Genomic DNA, 16,214 nt, shown 5'->3' on the forward strand with positions numbered 1-16,214 from the left:
GCCGCCATGAGCTCCTTGGAGAACATGGCGGCTGTTTTTATTAAAATTAAATTATCCTGGATCCCGCTACAGCAGCTTCTCGCCGAAAAGGGAGCCGATCAGCGCCACTGCTGCCTCCGCTGTCTGGTTTTTATTATCCAGGATCGGGTTGACTTCAACAAACTCTGCAGATGTAACAATGTTGCGTTCCGCCAGTATTTCCATTGCTAAATGTGCCTCACGGTAAGTTGTCCCACCAACTACCGGAGTTCCCACACCTGGCGCGTCCTGAGGATCCAGTGCATCAAGGTCAAAACTAAGATGAAGGCCATCTGTATTTCTTGATACGTGAGAAATAGCCTCTTCCATTACAGTCGTCATGCCGAGGCGGTCAATTTCATGCATCGTGAACACTTTTATCCCTTTTTCACGAATGAGCTCTTTTTCCCCTTCATCCAGTGACCGTGCCCCAACTATTGCGATATTTTCCGGCTTAATTTTCGGGGCGTAACCGCCAATCTCAGTCAGGGAAGTATGCCCGATGCCAAGGCTTACTGCCAGCGGCATACCATGGATGTTCCCGGATGGTGAAGTTTCTCCGGTATTTAAATCGCCATGGGCGTCATACCAGATGACACCGAGATTTTCGTATTTATTAGCTATGCCTGCCAGTGTACCGATAGCTATACTATGGTCTCCTCCAAGCACTAACGGAAAGTCGCCTCTGTCGGAAGCATCCGAAACAGCCTCAGCAAGCCGCTGGTTCGATTTCACAACTTCCTCCAGATCTTTCAGGTTCTGTTCATTTTTAATATCGAAATTTGGCGGGCGTCCTATTTCAATATCCCCCCGGTCTTCCACTTCATGATTCAGCTGTTTCAGGCGTTCAATGACACCTGCATAGCGGATAGCACTCGGCCCCATGTCTACTCCCCGGCGGGCCTGCCCTAAATCCATAGGTACTCCAATCAGAGAAATTTTTTTCTTCATATTTCTCACCAGTCCTTCCATCTGACTTTCATAGTTTCAAATTCCAGCATTTCATATTTTTGAATAAAGAACAAAGACCAGCAGCTTTCACGAGAAACAGCGTTTACCCTTTATTTCTGACTGCTCCCTAAAAAGAGGAGCTCCGTTTAAGACGAAGCATCCTCTTTTCAGCCTGATAACCGCCAGGATATTCTTCTGTTCTTTATCTCTCAGACTTTAATTCGAAAGAACCTTTTTCACACGCTCGATAGCCCAGTCCAGATCCTCTTCAGAGATTACAAGCGGAGGGGCAAAGCGAATTACGTTTTCGTGTGTTTCTTTACACAGAAGGCCTTCCTCTTTTAATGCTTCACAATAAGGACGCGCAGCTCCTGTCATCTCCACTCCGATAAACAGGCCTTTACCTCTTACTTCTTTAATATTGGGATTATCTATCTTCTTAAGCTCATCCATAAAATATTCTCCAAGTTTAAGAGAACGATCCACAAGATTTTCTTCCTCTAATACTTCAAGAGCAGCAACAGATACTGCACTAGCAAGAGGGTTACCGCCAAATGTAGAACCATGGGAGCCTGGCTCAAAAACTCCGAGTATATCATCGTTAGCCGCTACAACAGAGATTGGCATCACGCCTCCCCCGAGAGCTTTACCGAGAATATACATATCAGGCTCAACATTTTCCCAGTCGCAGGCGAACATTTTTCCGCTTCTGCCAAGGCCTGCCTGAATTTCATCAGCAACGTACAATACATTATTTTCCTTACAAATATCATAAGCTTCTTTAAGGAACCCTTCAGGCGGAATGTTGATTCCAGCCTCACCCTGAATCGGTTCAAACAGGAATGCTGCTGTATTTGGCGTAATCGCTTCTTTCAGCGCATCCGTATCCCCGAAAGGAATTACCTTAATTCCTGGAAGCATCGGGCCGAAATCCTTTTTGTACTCTTCATTGGAAGAAAGAGATACAGCAGTCATCGTTCTGCCATGGAAGTTTTCTTCACAGACAATAATTTCAGCTTTGTTTTCCTCTACACCCTTTGAACGGTAAGCCCATCGGCGAACAGCCTTAACAGCTGTTTCCACAGCCTCAGCACCGGTGTTCATAGGAAGTACCATGTTTTTCCCTGTAAGTTTGGATACTTTTTCGTAAAACAGACCTAGCTGGTCATTATGAAAAGCACGGGAAGTTAACGTAATACGGTCTGCCTGGTCTTTAAGCGCCTGAATGATTTTAGGGTGACGATGCCCCTGGTTCATCGCTGAATAGGCGCTAAGCATATCAATATAACGGTTTCCTTCAGGATCCTCTACCCATACACCTTCCGCTTTGGAAATAACTATAGGGAGGGGATGGTAGTTTTTTGCGCCGAATTTTTCAGTCAAGTCAATAACTTCATTAGTTTTTGTCACGTGTGTATACCCCCTAAAAAATTTTGCTGATCAGAACTGGTCTGTAACAGTCTTAGGCTGCAGGAAGTGGAGCAGGTAGTCAGGCCCTCCGGCTTTAGAATCTGTTCCTGACATATTAAAGCCGCCAAATGGCTGGTAGCCTACGATTGCCGCTGTGCATCCACGGTTAAAGTAAAGATTCCCCACATGAAATTCCTCACGTGCTCTTTCCAGATGGTCGCGGTTATTTGATATAACAGCACCTGTCAGTCCGTATTCCGTATTATTGGCAATTGCAAGAAGCACATTAAAATCCTTAGCCTTTGCAAATGCTACTACCGGACCAAAAATCTCTTCCTGCATAATCCTTGCTTCCGGATCCACATCAGCGATAACTGTTGGCTGAATAAAATATCCTTCAGAAGAATCTCCTTCGCCACCGGCAACCAATTTTCCTTCCTTTTGTCCAATTTCGATATAATTCATGACTTTGTCAAAGGCAGCCTGGTCATTTACAGGTCCCATGAAATTGGAATTATCCATATAAGTAGGGCCAACTGACAGCTCTTTCGTACGAGCTGCTACTTTTTCCAAAACTTCATTATAGACATCTTCATGGATTACCGCCCGGGAGCATGCAGAGCATTTCTGGCCGGAAAAACCAAACGCGGAATATGTTATAGATTCTGCAGCAAGATCCAGATCTGCATCATTATCTACTATTATAGTATCTTTCCCGCCCATTTCCGCAATAACACGCTTCAGCCAGATCTGGCCTTTTTGTACTTTCGCAGCACGCTCATATATTCTCAGGCCAACTTCTTTAGATCCTGTGAAGTTAATAAAACGAGTTTTAGGATGGTCGATGAGATAGTCTCCAATTACAGAGCCGCTGCCTGGAATATAGTTTACAACTCCTTCAGGAAGACCTGATTCCATTAAAACTTCCATAAACTTATAAGCAACTACAGGGGTGGTGGATGCCGGCTTCAACAGCACCGTATTTCCGGTTACTACAGGTGCCACAGTTGTGCCTGCCATAATAGCAAAAGCAAAATTCCAAGGCGAGATAGTTACCCCAACGCCAAGAGGGATATATTTAAAGGAGTTATGCTCGATTTCACGGGAGTTGATTTCTACTCCATCTTTCATGCGGATCATCTGCCGGGCATAGTACTCCAGAAAATCAATCGCTTCCGCAGTATCTGCATCTGCTTCTTTCCACGGCTTCCCTGCTTCATAAACAAGGTATGCAGAAAACTCGTGTTTCCTGCGGCGGATGATTGCAGCAGCACGGAAAAGTATGTTCGCCCGGGCTTCAGAAGTCCACTTTTTCCATGATTCGAATGCTTTCAGAGCAGACTGCATTGCTTTCTCTGCCAGCTCCTGGTCCGCTTTAGATACGTACCCTACGATTTCAGCCTTATTTGCAGGGTTTTCTGAAACAATTTTATTCTCTGTCATTATCTTCTCTCCGCCTATGATGAGGGGATATTCTTTACCCAGTTCACCTTTTACGAGATTTAAAGCAGCTTCAAATTCTTTCCGGTTCTCTTCGACCGTAAAGTCTGTAAATGGTTCATGTTTGTAAGGTACGACCATCAAAAACACTCCCTTTTCCAATTTGTTTTCACCTATAATTCATATTGCAATTTTTGTGCCAGATATTAGAATGCAAGGCAGCTGAATTTTACTGGTTTGCCAGAGCAAAGAAATTTTGCAGCGCCAACTTTTTTTGCGCTAGTGTGCAAAAACAGATTGCAGGTAATTATTCGGAACTGTAAAATACTTTTAAAGACAAAGAGTTCTGGAGGAGGCGTTAGATGACAAGAGGAAAAGCTTTACCAAACATCGACTCTATTTACTTACAGCTTCTGGACGCGGTAGATGCGGGAATACATGTAGTTGATCATGAAGGGAAGTCCGTAATTTACAATAAAAAAATGTCACGAATGGAAGATATGAAGAAAGAGGATGTATTGAAGAAAAATATACTGGATATATTCAGATTCAGCGGTGAAGAGGAAAGCAGACTTCTTCAGGCCCTCCGGAAAGGCACAGTAAAAAAGAATGCTAAACAGACATACTTTAATTTTAACGGCCAGGAAATAACTACTATAAATGATACATTTCCTCTTATAAGCGACGGGAGAATTGTCGGAGCAGCAGAAATTGCAAAGGATATTACTAAACTGGAACGCCTCACCCGGGAGAACGCATGGGAAAAAGGTGAAGCAAGGTTCACTTTCGATAAAATAATTGGTAAGAGCGACACGATAAATGATGTAATAACCAACGCAAAAAAGGCTACGAGAACTTCGTCATCTGTGCTGATCTACGGGGAAACAGGTACAGGAAAAGAGCTGTTCGCCCAGAGTATACACAACGGGAGCGCTCGTGCATCAAAACCGTTTATCAGCCAGAACTGCGCAGCTCTTCCTGATACGCTGATTGAGAGTATTTTATTCGGCACAGTAAAAGGAGCGTTTACAGGGGCTGCCGACCACCCGGGGCTCTTCGAACAGGCTGATGGGGGCACCCTCCTGCTCGATGAAATCAATTCTCTGAATGCCGCTCTCCAGGCTAAGCTGCTCAGGGTCATTCAGGAAAAGAAGATTCGGCGTATTGGAGACACAAGAGACAGGTTCGTTGATGTGAGAATACTTGCCTCACTGAACGAGGAGCCATTAAAGGCTATTGAAAAAAATAATCTGAGAGAAGACTTATATTACAGATTAAGTGTAGTCTCCATAGTCCTCCCTCCACTCAGGGAGCGAAAGGCAGACATTCCGCTGCTGGCAGAGCATTTCGTCGAAAAATATAACCAGCGTTTTCAGCTAAATGTACCTGGGATTGAAGATGCTGTAGTAAGGCTTTTCCTGGATTATGAGTGGCCTGGAAATGTGAGAGAACTGGAGCATATGATTGAAGGAGCAATGAATCTAATCGATTATGAGGAGGAAATCAATTTTAACCACCTCCCTGTTCATGTAAGAAACAAATTTCCCAAGTATGAACAGTTAGCTGAGCTGCCGGTTTTGCCAGCTCCTGAAATTGTTAATCCTGCTCTCTTTGGGACGGAGGCCACCTCGTTGGGCAGCTTTATGGAAGAGACAGAAAAGTTCTATATAAATAAAGTTTTAAGACAGAATAAAGGAAATGTAACTAAGACGGCTGATGTTTTAGGCATCAGCCGGCAGAGTCTGCAATACCGTTTACGTAAATACGGGTTATAACAGTGGCAGATTCTCCGGCGGGAAAGTCTTAGTTTATACGGAGGGCTGCTGTAATCGGTGGGAGGGGGCCACTCTGCAATACAGGCTGGTGGGGATCCAGGACAAATCTTTCTTTCTATGCTGACATTTGTCCAGCAAATCAGTTTTTCTGGACAAATTCCTCTTTCAACAGACAGATTTGTCCAGCAAACTCTCTTTTCTGGACAAATTTCATTGATTCCTTAAGAATTTGTCCAGGTAATTAACATAATCAGGAGCTAAAGTAAGATATAGGTTTTTATTCTGGACAAATCTTTCCTGCTCCTCTTAAATTTGTCCTGCAAATCAGTTTTTCTGGACAAATTCCTCTTCCAACAAACAGATTTGTCCAGCAAACTCTCTTTTCTGGACAAATTTCATTGATTCCTGAAGAATTTGTCCAGCTAATTAACATAATCAGGAGCTAAAGTAAGATATAGGTTTTTATTCTGGACAAATCTTTCCTGCTCCTCTTAAATTTGTCCTGCAAATCAGTTTTTTTGGACAAATTCCTCTTCCCATAAACAAATTTGTCCAGCAAACTCTCTTTTCTGGACAAATTCCGCGTTTTGCAAACAGATTTGTCCAGCAAAATTAACAAAAGCCAAACAGCCCCCCGATACACCCTGCGCTACGACTCCCCAGCCTCAATATATTCGAACAGAAACGACTGCCCATCACGGTAAAATCTGGGGTCATATATGCCGATTCGCTCTTCTTCCTCCACAATAACTACAAAAGGAGCCCATTCATACAGCGTTCTTGCCTCGGGTCGGACATCAAAAAGAACTTCAAGGTCTGCTTCTTCAGCACTCTCTAACTGGTATTCCAGGCTGTCTTCTCTAAATAAAGAAGCGTTATATATCGAAACTAAACCATCCTGCTTTCCAATCAGTGAAAAATGCCAAGGGACGAATGAAGCGGACAAAGCTCTTTCCTCATAGGCCTCTTCGTATTGGTTATAGATAATGTAACCTTGCGAAGTTTGAGCTGCCACATGAACCACTAAGAGTAACCAAGCTATTCTGAAAACATGATGACTTAAATATCTTCTGGAATAACGGCTGATCAGCCAGCTGCCCAGAAGAACAGCCCATATAACAAAATCCACAATTGGAAGAGTCCCAAAGGTTAGCCGAACAGAGGAAAAAGGCTCAAAGTAGCCTGTTCCCCAGGCGTTAAACAGATCAATTGTATTATGGATGAAAACAGCGAGAAGGCCAATCCAGAAGAATAACCAACTTTTTACTTTCCAGAACCAGCGAGCCATTCCATAAAGAAAAGCTGCAAATACAGGTACCATAAAAACAGAATGAGTGATTCCTCTGTGCCACATCTGATATTGTCCTTCTGAATCCCACAGCTGGGAAACCACATCTATATCAGGAATCTGGCTGCCTGCCACTGCCGTAAATAAAAGAGCCCTTTTTTCCCTTTTAGAAAAATTACGTTTATCTACCGCTCCATAGATTGCCAAACCTAAAAAAGTATGCGGAATCGTATCCATTCTTGCCTCCGGTATGACTGAACTTATTCATTATGTTTGTCGTCCCAAAATACTTTTTTACTTAGTTGTTTTGTTAACGGGACTTTTCCGGGATTAAATCCGACAGCCTGCCAAGATCCACATTTCCTCCTGACACAACTACAGCTACCTTCTTTCCTTCCAATGGAATTTTACCGAACATAGCTGCTGCAACCGCAACTGCACTTGAAGGTTCTATGAGCTGCTTAAGCCTTTCGAGAACAAAACAAAAAGACTGCTTTATTTCATCCTCATTCACTAAAATCAGATCATCAAGATATTTCATTAATACAGGAAAAGTCATGTCCCCAGGCTGAGAAGACCTTAATCCGTCGGCAATCGTCGGAGCGGACGGAATGGAAGTGATCTTTTGTTTCTGGAGAGATAAAAACGTATCATTCGCCAGCAATGGCTCAGCTCCGTAAACTTTTACAGCTGGATTGGTTTCCTTGACCGCAGTCAGAATCCCGGAAAGGAGGCCACCCCCGCCTACAGGCACGATGACTGCGTCGATGTCTTCCAGCTCTTCAATAATTTCCAGCCCTGCTGTTCCCTGGCCGGCCATTATTAAAGGGTCATCGTATGGAGGAATAAAAACTCCTCCCTCTGATTCAGCCAGTTCCATGGCTTTTGGTATCCTCTCGGCAGAAGTGGTTCCGCATTTTTCAATTCCTGCCCCGTAGGAAGAAATCGCATCAACTTTACATAGTGCCGCATCTTCCGGAACCACTACAGTGGCTGGAACATTCAGCTCTTTGGAAATATAGGCAACAGCCTGCCCATGATTGCCTGAAGAAGCAGCGGTAACTTTCCCGGCCCCTTTCCGGACAGCAGAGATAACTTTATTGGAAGCACCGCGAATCTTAAAAGAACCTGTTTTTTGCAAATGTTCCCCTTTAAGAAAAATATTGTTGCCGCTTATCCCCGATAACTGTCCAGACTGGATAATTGGAGTCTTATGAATAATTCCGGATATATTCTCTCTCGCCTGTTTAATATCATGTAAGCTGATCATGTTACCCTCCCTGTATTTTCCTGTATTTAAATTAAGTTTATACTACTATGAAAAAAACTCCTCCCATAGATATGAGAAGAGTCATGTTGATTATTGGCTGGCCAGCGGAAGATTCCTCACTTTGATTTTTTCACCATCTTCAAAACTCTCAGTACTGTCCAGAAGCACCCCTTCAAAGGTAATATACTCGAAGTTAAAGTCTGACGCGGCCAGAATTACTGATTCAAAGAGGAGATCATATTCAGCTGCTGTTTCAAACTGGCTGTTTTCATTTTCTATCGTCACAGTGATTTCGTTGTCACCCGGGGATGTTTCCAGTTCCAGCTCTTCAGGTATTGCAGGAGAATACCAGGCGCCATCATTCACACTTTTCATTTTTTCAAGAGTGTCTTCAAAGGAAAGCAGATTTCCGGAATCGTCGGTCATCTCTTCGCCTGCAGCGGCTCCCCTTATGAATAACGACTCCCCATTTTCATGCTTGTACAAATAGTATCCTCTGTTCACGGGGGTTACATCTTCCAGTTCCTCTATTGGTCCGGCCTGCCCGAAATCAACACCTGGATCCCCGTTGACCGTAAGGATTACAGTACTGAAACCATAAAGGCCAAAAATCTCCCGGAGCGTTTCCCTCAGTATATTTTCCTGTTCAGATGCAAGACTCATTAATCTATGGTCTTCGGAAAAATCAAGCACTGCTGTATTTTCATCAGGCATTAAATCAATATCCTGAAGCTGCCCCTGGAGACTGTATCCCCAGTTAAATTCTTCAGATGTGAGGGAATAAAAAAGGATGTCGTCCAGTCCCGCACTTTCCGGAAATTCTCTCACTACACCCGTGAAAGCAACTTTTCCGCTCCTGTAATTCCCGGTAGCTACTTCCATGGTACGAGGGACAGGCACAGTCACGTAACTGCTCTGTTCAGCTTCTTCCTCAACAGGTAATTCCTCTTCCTCGTTCTCTTCCCGATTATTGTTGTTATAACCCTCATTAGTTTCAGCAGCTTCGTTTTCAACTGCATAATTATTTACTTCTCCGTTATTAGCAGGCATACCGCCGTTTTCGTTTTCAGCTGTATAAACTTCTTCATTATTGTTGCTGGCGGATTCATTAAGGCTTTCTTCCATGGAATTCGCCTCATCCATTACCGCTGCGGTGTTATTTCCAGCTGGTTCCCCGTTTCCAGCCATATCCCCGGCATTATAATTCTCTGTAGTCATCTGCTGTTGTTCGTTACTGACAAGAGAAGGAAGGACAAGGATAATCAGAAAGACAGCAGCAGCCGCTGCGGCAGCCGGATAATACCAAGCTCTTTTTTTCTTTTTCCGCAGATCGTTCCTTTTATTTGTCGTGGTAGTATCTAATTGATTCTGAATAGACTGGAATAACTCATCTTTTGAACGATTGTCTTTTACAGCCGGAAACTGCTTAAGACTCTCTTCAATTTTCCCGTCATCCCAGTTGGAACGCTTACTCATTCGCTGGCCTCCTTTAGCTTTGATGTGGACTTCTCTTCCAGTCTCTTGCGCAGTGCCTTCAGTGCCCGGTGCTGGGTTGTTTTCACTTTACTCTCTGTCCAGCCAAGTACTTCTGCTGCTTCCGAAACGCTGAGAGATTGTATATACCTCAGCAGGATAACCTGCTGCTGGTCCTCCGTACAGTCTGCAAGCGCTTTATAAACCTCCTGCACCTCATCTTTTCGCACTGCAAGTTCATCCGGAAGGGGAGCCTGGTCCCTGAGTTCGAATTCCCTTTCGCTCCACTCGTACTGCTTCCCTTCCCATTTCCGCTTCTTTCTCCCCTGGCTTCTTATATAATCAATTCCTACATGTTTTGCCACAGAATAGAGCCATGTTTTCTCACTGCTTTTTCCTTCGAATGATTTATAGGAATTAAGTACTTTTATATAAACTTCCTGCACTAATTCTTCCGCTACTTCGCGATTGCGAACCATGTAAAACAAATACTGGAAAAGTGTGTGATGGTAAGTATCGTACAAACGATCGAATTCCTCCCTCACGCTCTTCCCTCCCTGTATATTTATTTTGTCGTTCTTACGTTATTAAAGTTACAATTAAATATAAACTGATAATCAATAAACAGGACAATCTGAAACTATGCAGGCGTAATCTGAGTTCCTTTAATTACAACTTCCGCGCCTTAACTGCCTGCTGATTTTTATTATATAAAAAGGCACCAAACATGTAATTGTTGTTTGGCACCTGCTATAATCGCGTTTTTATTTAGTGAATACCCAGAACCAGAAAAGGGCAGCACCAGTAAAACCTAAGATTAATAAATATAGAGCCAGCATGTAATTTTTCTTATGCAAAATTTCTCATCCTTTATTTCATTTGCCTGCCTGTACTGCCATACTTCCATACAGCGAAGCTAGGTGTTTGTTTTTTTATGTATCTTATTATAACAAAATTATAAGTTGATCTACTATGAAGTAATAAATTTTACATGTTTTTTCAATCTCTGAGCTGTTTAAAAAGAGCCCCCCTGAGGGAGCCCTTCCTGAAAGATTAATTATTTATCGCCTTTCCGTTTAGGAACAATATTAAAAATTTCGCCTGTTTCAAATAAATTCACAACATCCGTGAGCCATGCATAGTATTCCTCTGCTTTAGCCAGTTTGTCCAGATCAGCTTCTGCCTTTTCCCGGATTCCTTCATATGGAGACTCCTCTTTCAGCCTCCGTAGCTGTACCTTCGTTTCCTCAATGGCTTCCACATTTAATTTCGTAGCATTCCTCCACCGCTTTATGAATACATTGGAAAAAGACTTATACCAGTCATCTTCTGTTTTATATAAATCTTTCCGTATTCCTTTTTCCCAGACACGTTCTACCATATCAGCATCAAGCAGAGATCTTATCCCTGTGCTCATACTCGTTTTACTCATTCCAAGCGCTTCGCTCATCTCATCAAGTGTCATTGGCTTCTCAGCAAAAAAAACGGTCCCGTACAATCGCCCTGTTGAAGCAGTTATGTTATACAAATGCATGTTTTTAGCAATTTCAGTAATGAAACAATTCCTTGCTTCTTCAAGTTTTTCCAGCTCATCTTCATAGATCGGATCATTAAGCATTTTCAGAGCCTCCTCAGCAACAACTACTACATATAGTAGCAAAGATCATATAAGATTGAAAAGTTTGGAACTCCTTACGAATAACAAGTAATGAAGAGTAATTAAAAGGATTTAAAACGTATTTTACGTACAGTTTTTTCTGAACAAACTTTTTGAAACATACAGACTGAATATGAACTTTGTGGTTTTTATAACAAAGACGTATAGTTAAATAGGTCAATCGATTCGGATTTGAATCTACATAACATTATTTACATATACTATGTGGGTATATGTACACAGGAAAAAAATGAGGTGGAATTACTTGGCTAAAATAAAAGTTGAAAAACTCACCAAAGTTTTCGGTAAACGTCCAAAACAGGCAATGAAGATGCTGGACGGAAATATGACAAAAAAAGAAATTCTTGCCGAAACTGGAATGACTGTCGGTGTTAATCAGGCTTCCTTTGAAGTGGAAGACGGAGAGATCTTCGTAATTATGGGGCTTTCAGGAAGTGGAAAATCCACTTTAGTGCGCCTTTTGAACAGGCTCATTGATCCAACCGCAGGGAACGTATGGGTTGATAATGAAGATCTGGCTCAGATGGATGCAAAGCAGTTACGGGATGTAAGAAGAAAGAAAATGAGCATGGTTTTCCAGAAATTTGGTTTATTTCCTTTCCGTACAATTCTCGATAATGTGGAGTACGGACTCGAAGTACAAAACATCGAGAAGGAACAACGCCGGAAGAAAGCTATGGAATCATTAGAGCTCGTTGGCCTTAAAGGTTATGAAGATCAGTACCCTGATCAGTTGTCCGGAGGTATGCAGCAGCGTGTAGGCCTTGCCCGTGCACTCGCTAACGATCCGGAAGTACTTCTGATGGATGAAGCATTTTCGGCACTGGATCCATTAATTCGAAAAGACATGCAGGACGAACTTCTGGACCTTCAGACTACGATGAAAAAAACGATTATTTTTATTACCCATGACTTAGATGAAGCATTACGCATCGGCGACCGGATCGCTCTTATGAAGGATGGCTCTATCGTACAGATCGGGACGCCGGAAGAAATATTAATGAATCCTGCCAATGATTATGTTGAAAAATTCGTTGAAGATGTTGACCGATCAAAAGTACTTACTGCACAGCATATTATGAAGCGTCCGGAGACAGTAAATATTGATAAACACGGACCACGTGTCGCTCTTGAAAGAATGCGCGAAGAAGGCATATCAAGCATTTTCGCAGTGGACAGCAGCCGGAACCTTAAAGGTTATATCACTGCGGACGATGCTTCCGAAGCAAGAAAGAATCAAGTCAGTGATCTGAAAGAGATCCTGCGTAATGAAGTGCCGACCGTGGATCGGGAAACTCCAATGAATGATATTTTTAATATCATTCACGATACTCCAGTACCGGTTGCCGTAACAGAAAACGGAAAGCTTGTAGGTATTATTGTCCGAGGGGCTGTTATAGCAGCACTGGCAAATGACAGCGAGGTGAATTTAAATGTTTAATTCTGTACTATTAGCTTTCATACCTACCATCCCGCTGGCAGAATGGACTGCTTCATTCACAGCTTGGTTAACAAGTACTTTTTCATTCTTATTTAACCCTATCAAAGAGCATTTCGGTAATTTTATGAGCTTTACAGCTGACACGCTTGGCGTCATTCCTCCGATAGTTATTATGATTGCTGTGGCAGTAGCCGCCTTTTTTATCACCGGAAGAAGATTCGGTCTCGCAGCCTTTGCGTTTGTCGGCCTCTGGCTCATACAAAACCAGGGATTATGGGATCATCTGATGTACACTTTTACCCTTGTACTACTATCAAGTATTCTCTCAGTAATTATAGGGGTACCGTTTGGAATTTTAATGTCGAAGAGCAAAACTGCCGAAGCAATTATCGCACCAATACTTGACTTCATGCAGACTATGCCTGCCTTTGTATATTTAATCCCTGCTGTTGCCTTCTTTGGTATCGGCATGGTGCCTGGGGTCTTTGCATCATTGATCTTTGCAACCCCTCCAACTGTAAGGCTTACTAATTTAGGTATCCGCCAGGTTCCGAAAGAACTTGTTGAAGCAGCTGAAGCGTTCGGCAGTACAGGAGCTCAGAAGCTTTTTAAAGTAGAATTACCAATGGCTAAATCAACTATTATGGCCGGCATCAACCAGACAGTCATGCTTGCTCTGTCCATGGTAGTTATCGCTTCCATGATCGGTGCACCAGGACTTGGAAGAGAAGTTCTTTCAGCATTACAGCGTGCACAGGTAGGCCCAGGGTTTGTGGCAGGTGTCGGTATCGTAATTCTCGCAATAATTATTGACCGCTTTACTCAAAGTGCTAACGCCCAGCGAGGCAAAGCGTAAAGTGAACGGTGGCATCTTTTCTTCATACGAAAAGTTCCATATATATTAACAAAAAAGGGGAGAGTTATTATGTTAAAACTTAACTGGAAACGTTTAGGTCTGGCATCCGGGCTTTCATTATCATTACTGGCTGCCGGCTGTGGCGCGGATAATGATGGCGCTGTTAACGAAAACGGTAATACAGGAAATGAAGGAAATACTAATAATAATGCAGCAGCACCTGCAGGCGACGAAGGGGAAATTGAACTTGTTTATGTTGAATGGGATTCAGAGATCGCTTCTACGCATGTAATTGGAAAGGTTTTTGAAGACCTTGGTTATGATGTAACACTAACACCAATCGATAACGCTATTATGTGGCAGTCAGTTGCAAATGGCGAAGCTGACGGTATGGTAGCTGCATGGCTTCCTGCTACACACGGAGACTTACATGAAGAATACGAGGATCAGCTTGTAGACCTTGGTGAGAATCTTACAGGCGCAAAAATCGGTCTCGTAGTACCAGAGTATATGGACATTGACTCTATTGCGGACCTTGAAACTTATGGTGATGAGCTGAATAATACAATAACAGCAATTGAGCCAGGCGCAGGTGTAGTACAAGCTGCTGAAAATGCAGTTGAAGAATACGGTCTTGACGGGTGGGACGTACAGACTTCTTCAAGCGGTGCGATGGCTACTGCATTAGGGGAAGCTGTTTCCAATGAACAGCCTATCGTTGTTACTGGCTGGACACCTCACTGGAAGTTCGCTGAATACGACCTGAAATATCTTGAAGATCCAGAGGGCACTTTCGGGGAAGCAGAAATCATCGCCACAATGGTGCGCGAAGGCCTGGAAGAAGATATGCCAAATGCCTACCGTATTCTTGACCAGTTTAACTGGTCAACAGAAGACATGGAAGAAGTAATGCTTGAAATTCAGCAAGGCGCATCAACTGAAGATGCAGCAGCTAACTGGGTTGAAGCAAACGAAGACAAAGTGAACGAATGGCTGGAAGGTGTAGAATAATACTTTCCTGCAGGAAGCTTTCCGTAAAGGGCAGCTTCCTTTTTTCTGTTCACGACCTGCTATTTTTCCCAGCCAGAGCCTGCATTCTGAAAAGTATTTAAAACACCTACAGATAATCGCTCCTTTTCCCTACTTATTTCCCTTGTGTCTGAAACAGCCAAAAGATATCATTAAGTCTCCTGTGACAATTGGCGGGTTTTTCCGCTAATTTACTACAATAATTTATAATTTATGCTATTCTTGTAACGTTCTTGAATGGTTACCGACTAACTTATTAAGAACTACACTACATAAAGAGAGAAGAAAGGATGGGGTCATTCTTATGAAGAAAAGCACATTACTAGTTAGCGGGCTTAGTGCCATGCTTATTCTGTCTGCCTGCGGCCAGGGTGACGGAGACAGTACTCCTATTGACAATACAGGCGGAAATGAATTGAACGAGGAAAACAATGGTTCTGAAGAAAATCAAGAAAATAGTGAAGAAAATAACGAAGAAGCAAATGAAGAAACAAATGATGAAGAGAACGCTGAAAATGAAGCAAATGATGAAGAGAACCCTGAAAATGACGCTTCTAACGAGGAAAGTAACGAGGAAAATGAACCAGTAAATGAGGACAACACAGAAAACGCTGGAAACAACGATGATGAAAATAACGCAGCAGAAGAGGAAGAAAACACCGAAGAAGCTGCAGAAGATGTTGCTGTTATTGATGGAGTAGAATTATATTTTTCAGATGATCAGTTAATGGAAATTTATCGTGTACAAACCGATGTTTCTGTAACATCCGACGAAAATGGTGCTCTGGAAGCTTACCAGCTTTGGGCATCGGGACCGGATAAAGACAGTCTTGTCAGCCTCCTTCCTGCAGGAACTCAAGTACAAAGTGTTTCATTTACAGACGGAACAGCCCATATCTCTTTCTCTGATGCTATTCTTGAAGCTAATCTTGGTTCATCCGGCGAACTCATGCTTACCGAGCAAATTGCTTTGATTGCTAAGCAGTTCGGTTATGACAGAGTACAAATTCTGATTGAAGGAAGCGTTCCGGATGTCTTCTTAGGCCATATGGAAGTAGATGAGCCTATCGAAGCAGGTAACCCTGAAAGCTATCAAACTATGGATTAATAACTTTTAACTGACCACCGCTTGCGTAAAAGTATGCGGTGGTTTTTTCATAAGTGGGTATTTAATCGATTGAATTTCTGAAAGAGCCTCATTCGTACGTTGAGTCGTGTTGTTCAACCAACTCAATTCCTGAATCGGCCCCTTTCTTACGTTCAGTCACGGCATTCCACCAGCTCAATTCCTGAATCAGCCCCTTTCCTACGTTCAGTCACGGCATTCTACCTACTCAATTCCTGAATCAGCCCCTTTCTTACGTTCAGTCACGGCATTCCACCTACTCAATTCCTGAATCAGCCCCTTTCTTACGTTCAGTCACGGCATTCTACCTACTCAATTCCTGAATCAGCCCCTTTCTTACGTTCAGTACCGGCATTCCACCTACTCAATTCCTGAATCGGCCCCTGGACCATTGTCGTGGACAGTTATAATTACTTTTTTTCTTAAGAAAGTCCTTCATCGGACCAGCCAATGAAGGAC

The 16,214-nt window shown here is 42.9% G+C and carries 13 protein-coding genes; 5 read left to right on the forward strand and 8 right to left on the reverse strand.

Annotated features, from left to right (window positions below; all coding sequences use genetic code 11):
* Positions 1-66: 66 nt before the first annotated feature.
* The 3 genes from rocF to pruA all read right to left on the reverse strand — a co-directional run bounded on the left by rocF (position 67) and on the right by pruA (position 3,960).
* Positions 67-969: an arginase gene (gene rocF / locus BK582_RS01655; RefSeq protein WP_078592689.1), complete on the reverse strand. Its 903-nt coding sequence runs from the start codon at positions 967-969 to the stop codon at positions 67-69.
* Positions 970-1,185: 216 nt separating this feature from the next.
* Positions 1,186-2,379, reverse strand: coding sequence for an ornithine--oxo-acid transaminase (locus tag BK582_RS01660; protein WP_078592690.1), 1,194 nt, complete (start codon positions 2,377-2,379; stop codon positions 1,186-1,188).
* Positions 2,380-2,409: 30 nt separating this feature from the next.
* On the reverse strand, positions 2,410-3,960 hold the full coding sequence (gene pruA, locus BK582_RS01665; RefSeq protein ID WP_078592691.1) for an L-glutamate gamma-semialdehyde dehydrogenase: 1,551 nt from the start codon (positions 3,958-3,960) through the stop codon (positions 2,410-2,412).
* Between the two features lie 221 nt (positions 3,961-4,181).
* Between pruA and BK582_RS01670 the strand changes: the two genes are divergently transcribed.
* Positions 4,182-5,594, forward strand: a complete 1,413-nt coding sequence (locus tag BK582_RS01670; RefSeq protein WP_078592692.1) for a sigma-54 interaction domain-containing protein — start codon at positions 4,182-4,184, stop codon at positions 5,592-5,594.
* Positions 5,595-6,243: 649 nt separating this feature from the next.
* On the opposite strand, the gene BK582_RS01675 is transcribed toward BK582_RS01670, so the two are convergent.
* From BK582_RS01675 to BK582_RS01695, 5 genes are all read right to left on the reverse strand, one after another.
* Complete coding sequence (locus BK582_RS01675) at positions 6,244-7,119, reverse strand: metal-dependent hydrolase (protein WP_078592693.1); 876 nt, start codon at positions 7,117-7,119, stop codon at positions 6,244-6,246.
* A 73-nt stretch (positions 7,120-7,192) separates the two neighbouring features.
* Positions 7,193-8,152, reverse strand: a complete 960-nt coding sequence (locus BK582_RS01680) for a threonine/serine dehydratase family protein (protein WP_078592694.1) — start codon at positions 8,150-8,152, stop codon at positions 7,193-7,195.
* Between the two features lie 90 nt (positions 8,153-8,242).
* The gene (locus tag BK582_RS01685; protein WP_078592695.1) at positions 8,243-9,628 is read right to left on the reverse strand and encodes a hypothetical protein; all 1,386 of its coding nucleotides are present in this window, start codon (positions 9,626-9,628) and stop codon (positions 8,243-8,245) included.
* Entirely contained in the window at positions 9,625-10,170 is a 546-nt protein-coding gene (gene sigX, locus BK582_RS01690; protein ID WP_078592696.1) for an RNA polymerase sigma factor SigX, read from the reverse strand. The genes BK582_RS01685 and sigX overlap by 4 nt, the downstream gene beginning before the upstream one ends.
* Before the next feature lie 512 nt (positions 10,171-10,682).
* Positions 10,683-11,243 carry a GbsR/MarR family transcriptional regulator gene (locus BK582_RS01695; protein WP_078592697.1) on the reverse strand — a complete coding sequence of 187 codons (561 nt, stop codon included), beginning with the start codon at positions 11,241-11,243 and terminating at the stop codon, positions 10,683-10,685.
* A gap of 304 nt (positions 11,244-11,547) precedes the next feature.
* Between BK582_RS01695 and BK582_RS01700 the strand changes: the two genes are divergently transcribed.
* From BK582_RS01700 to BK582_RS01715, 4 genes are all read left to right on the forward strand, one after another.
* A complete protein-coding gene (locus BK582_RS01700) occupies positions 11,548-12,744 on the forward strand; it encodes a quaternary amine ABC transporter ATP-binding protein (protein WP_276328184.1) in 1,197 nt (398 codons plus the stop codon).
* Complete coding sequence (locus BK582_RS01705; RefSeq protein ID WP_078592699.1) at positions 12,737-13,600, forward strand: ABC transporter permease; 864 nt, start codon at positions 12,737-12,739, stop codon at positions 13,598-13,600. The genes BK582_RS01700 and BK582_RS01705 overlap by 8 nt, the downstream gene beginning before the upstream one ends.
* Positions 13,601-13,669: 69 nt before the next feature.
* Positions 13,670-14,611 (forward strand): glycine betaine ABC transporter substrate-binding protein, encoded by a 942-nt coding sequence (locus BK582_RS01710; RefSeq protein WP_078592700.1) that lies wholly within the window; start codon positions 13,670-13,672, stop codon positions 14,609-14,611.
* A 322-nt stretch (positions 14,612-14,933) separates the two neighbouring features.
* Positions 14,934-15,737 carry a GerMN domain-containing protein gene (locus BK582_RS01715; protein ID WP_139368198.1) on the forward strand — a complete coding sequence of 268 codons (804 nt, stop codon included), beginning with the start codon at positions 14,934-14,936 and terminating at the stop codon, positions 15,735-15,737.
* Positions 15,738-16,214 lie beyond the last annotated feature (477 nt).

Source organism: Evansella clarkii, from assembly GCF_002019695.1.
In the GTDB taxonomy this organism is placed as follows: Bacteria; Bacillota; Bacilli; order Bacillales; family Salisediminibacteriaceae; genus Evansella; species Evansella clarkii.

Excerpts from the sequence above, each read along its gene's own strand:
- rocF (WP_078592689.1), bottom strand. The coding sequence starts at position 969 with ATGAAGAAAAAAATTTCTCTGATTGGAGTACCTATGGATTTAGGGCAG.
- pruA (WP_078592691.1), bottom strand. The coding sequence starts at position 3,960 with ATGGTCGTACCTTACAAACATGAACCATTTACAGACTTTACGGTCGAA.
- BK582_RS01670 (WP_078592692.1), top strand. The coding sequence starts at position 4,182 with ATGACAAGAGGAAAAGCTTTACCAAACATCGACTCTATTTACTTACAG.
- BK582_RS01675 (WP_078592693.1), bottom strand. The coding sequence starts at position 7,119 with ATGGATACGATTCCGCATACTTTTTTAGGTTTGGCAATCTATGGAGCG.
- BK582_RS01680 (WP_078592694.1), bottom strand. The coding sequence starts at position 8,152 with ATGATCAGCTTACATGATATTAAACAGGCGAGAGAGAATATATCCGGA.
- BK582_RS01685 (WP_078592695.1), bottom strand. The coding sequence starts at position 9,628 with ATGAGTAAGCGTTCCAACTGGGATGACGGGAAAATTGAAGAGAGTCTT.
- BK582_RS01695 (WP_078592697.1), bottom strand. The coding sequence starts at position 11,243 with ATGCTTAATGATCCGATCTATGAAGATGAGCTGGAAAAACTTGAAGAA.
- BK582_RS01705 (WP_078592699.1), top strand. The coding sequence starts at position 12,737 with ATGTTTAATTCTGTACTATTAGCTTTCATACCTACCATCCCGCTGGCA.
- BK582_RS01710 (WP_078592700.1), top strand. The coding sequence starts at position 13,670 with ATGTTAAAACTTAACTGGAAACGTTTAGGTCTGGCATCCGGGCTTTCA.
- BK582_RS01715 (WP_139368198.1), top strand. The coding sequence starts at position 14,934 with ATGAAGAAAAGCACATTACTAGTTAGCGGGCTTAGTGCCATGCTTATT.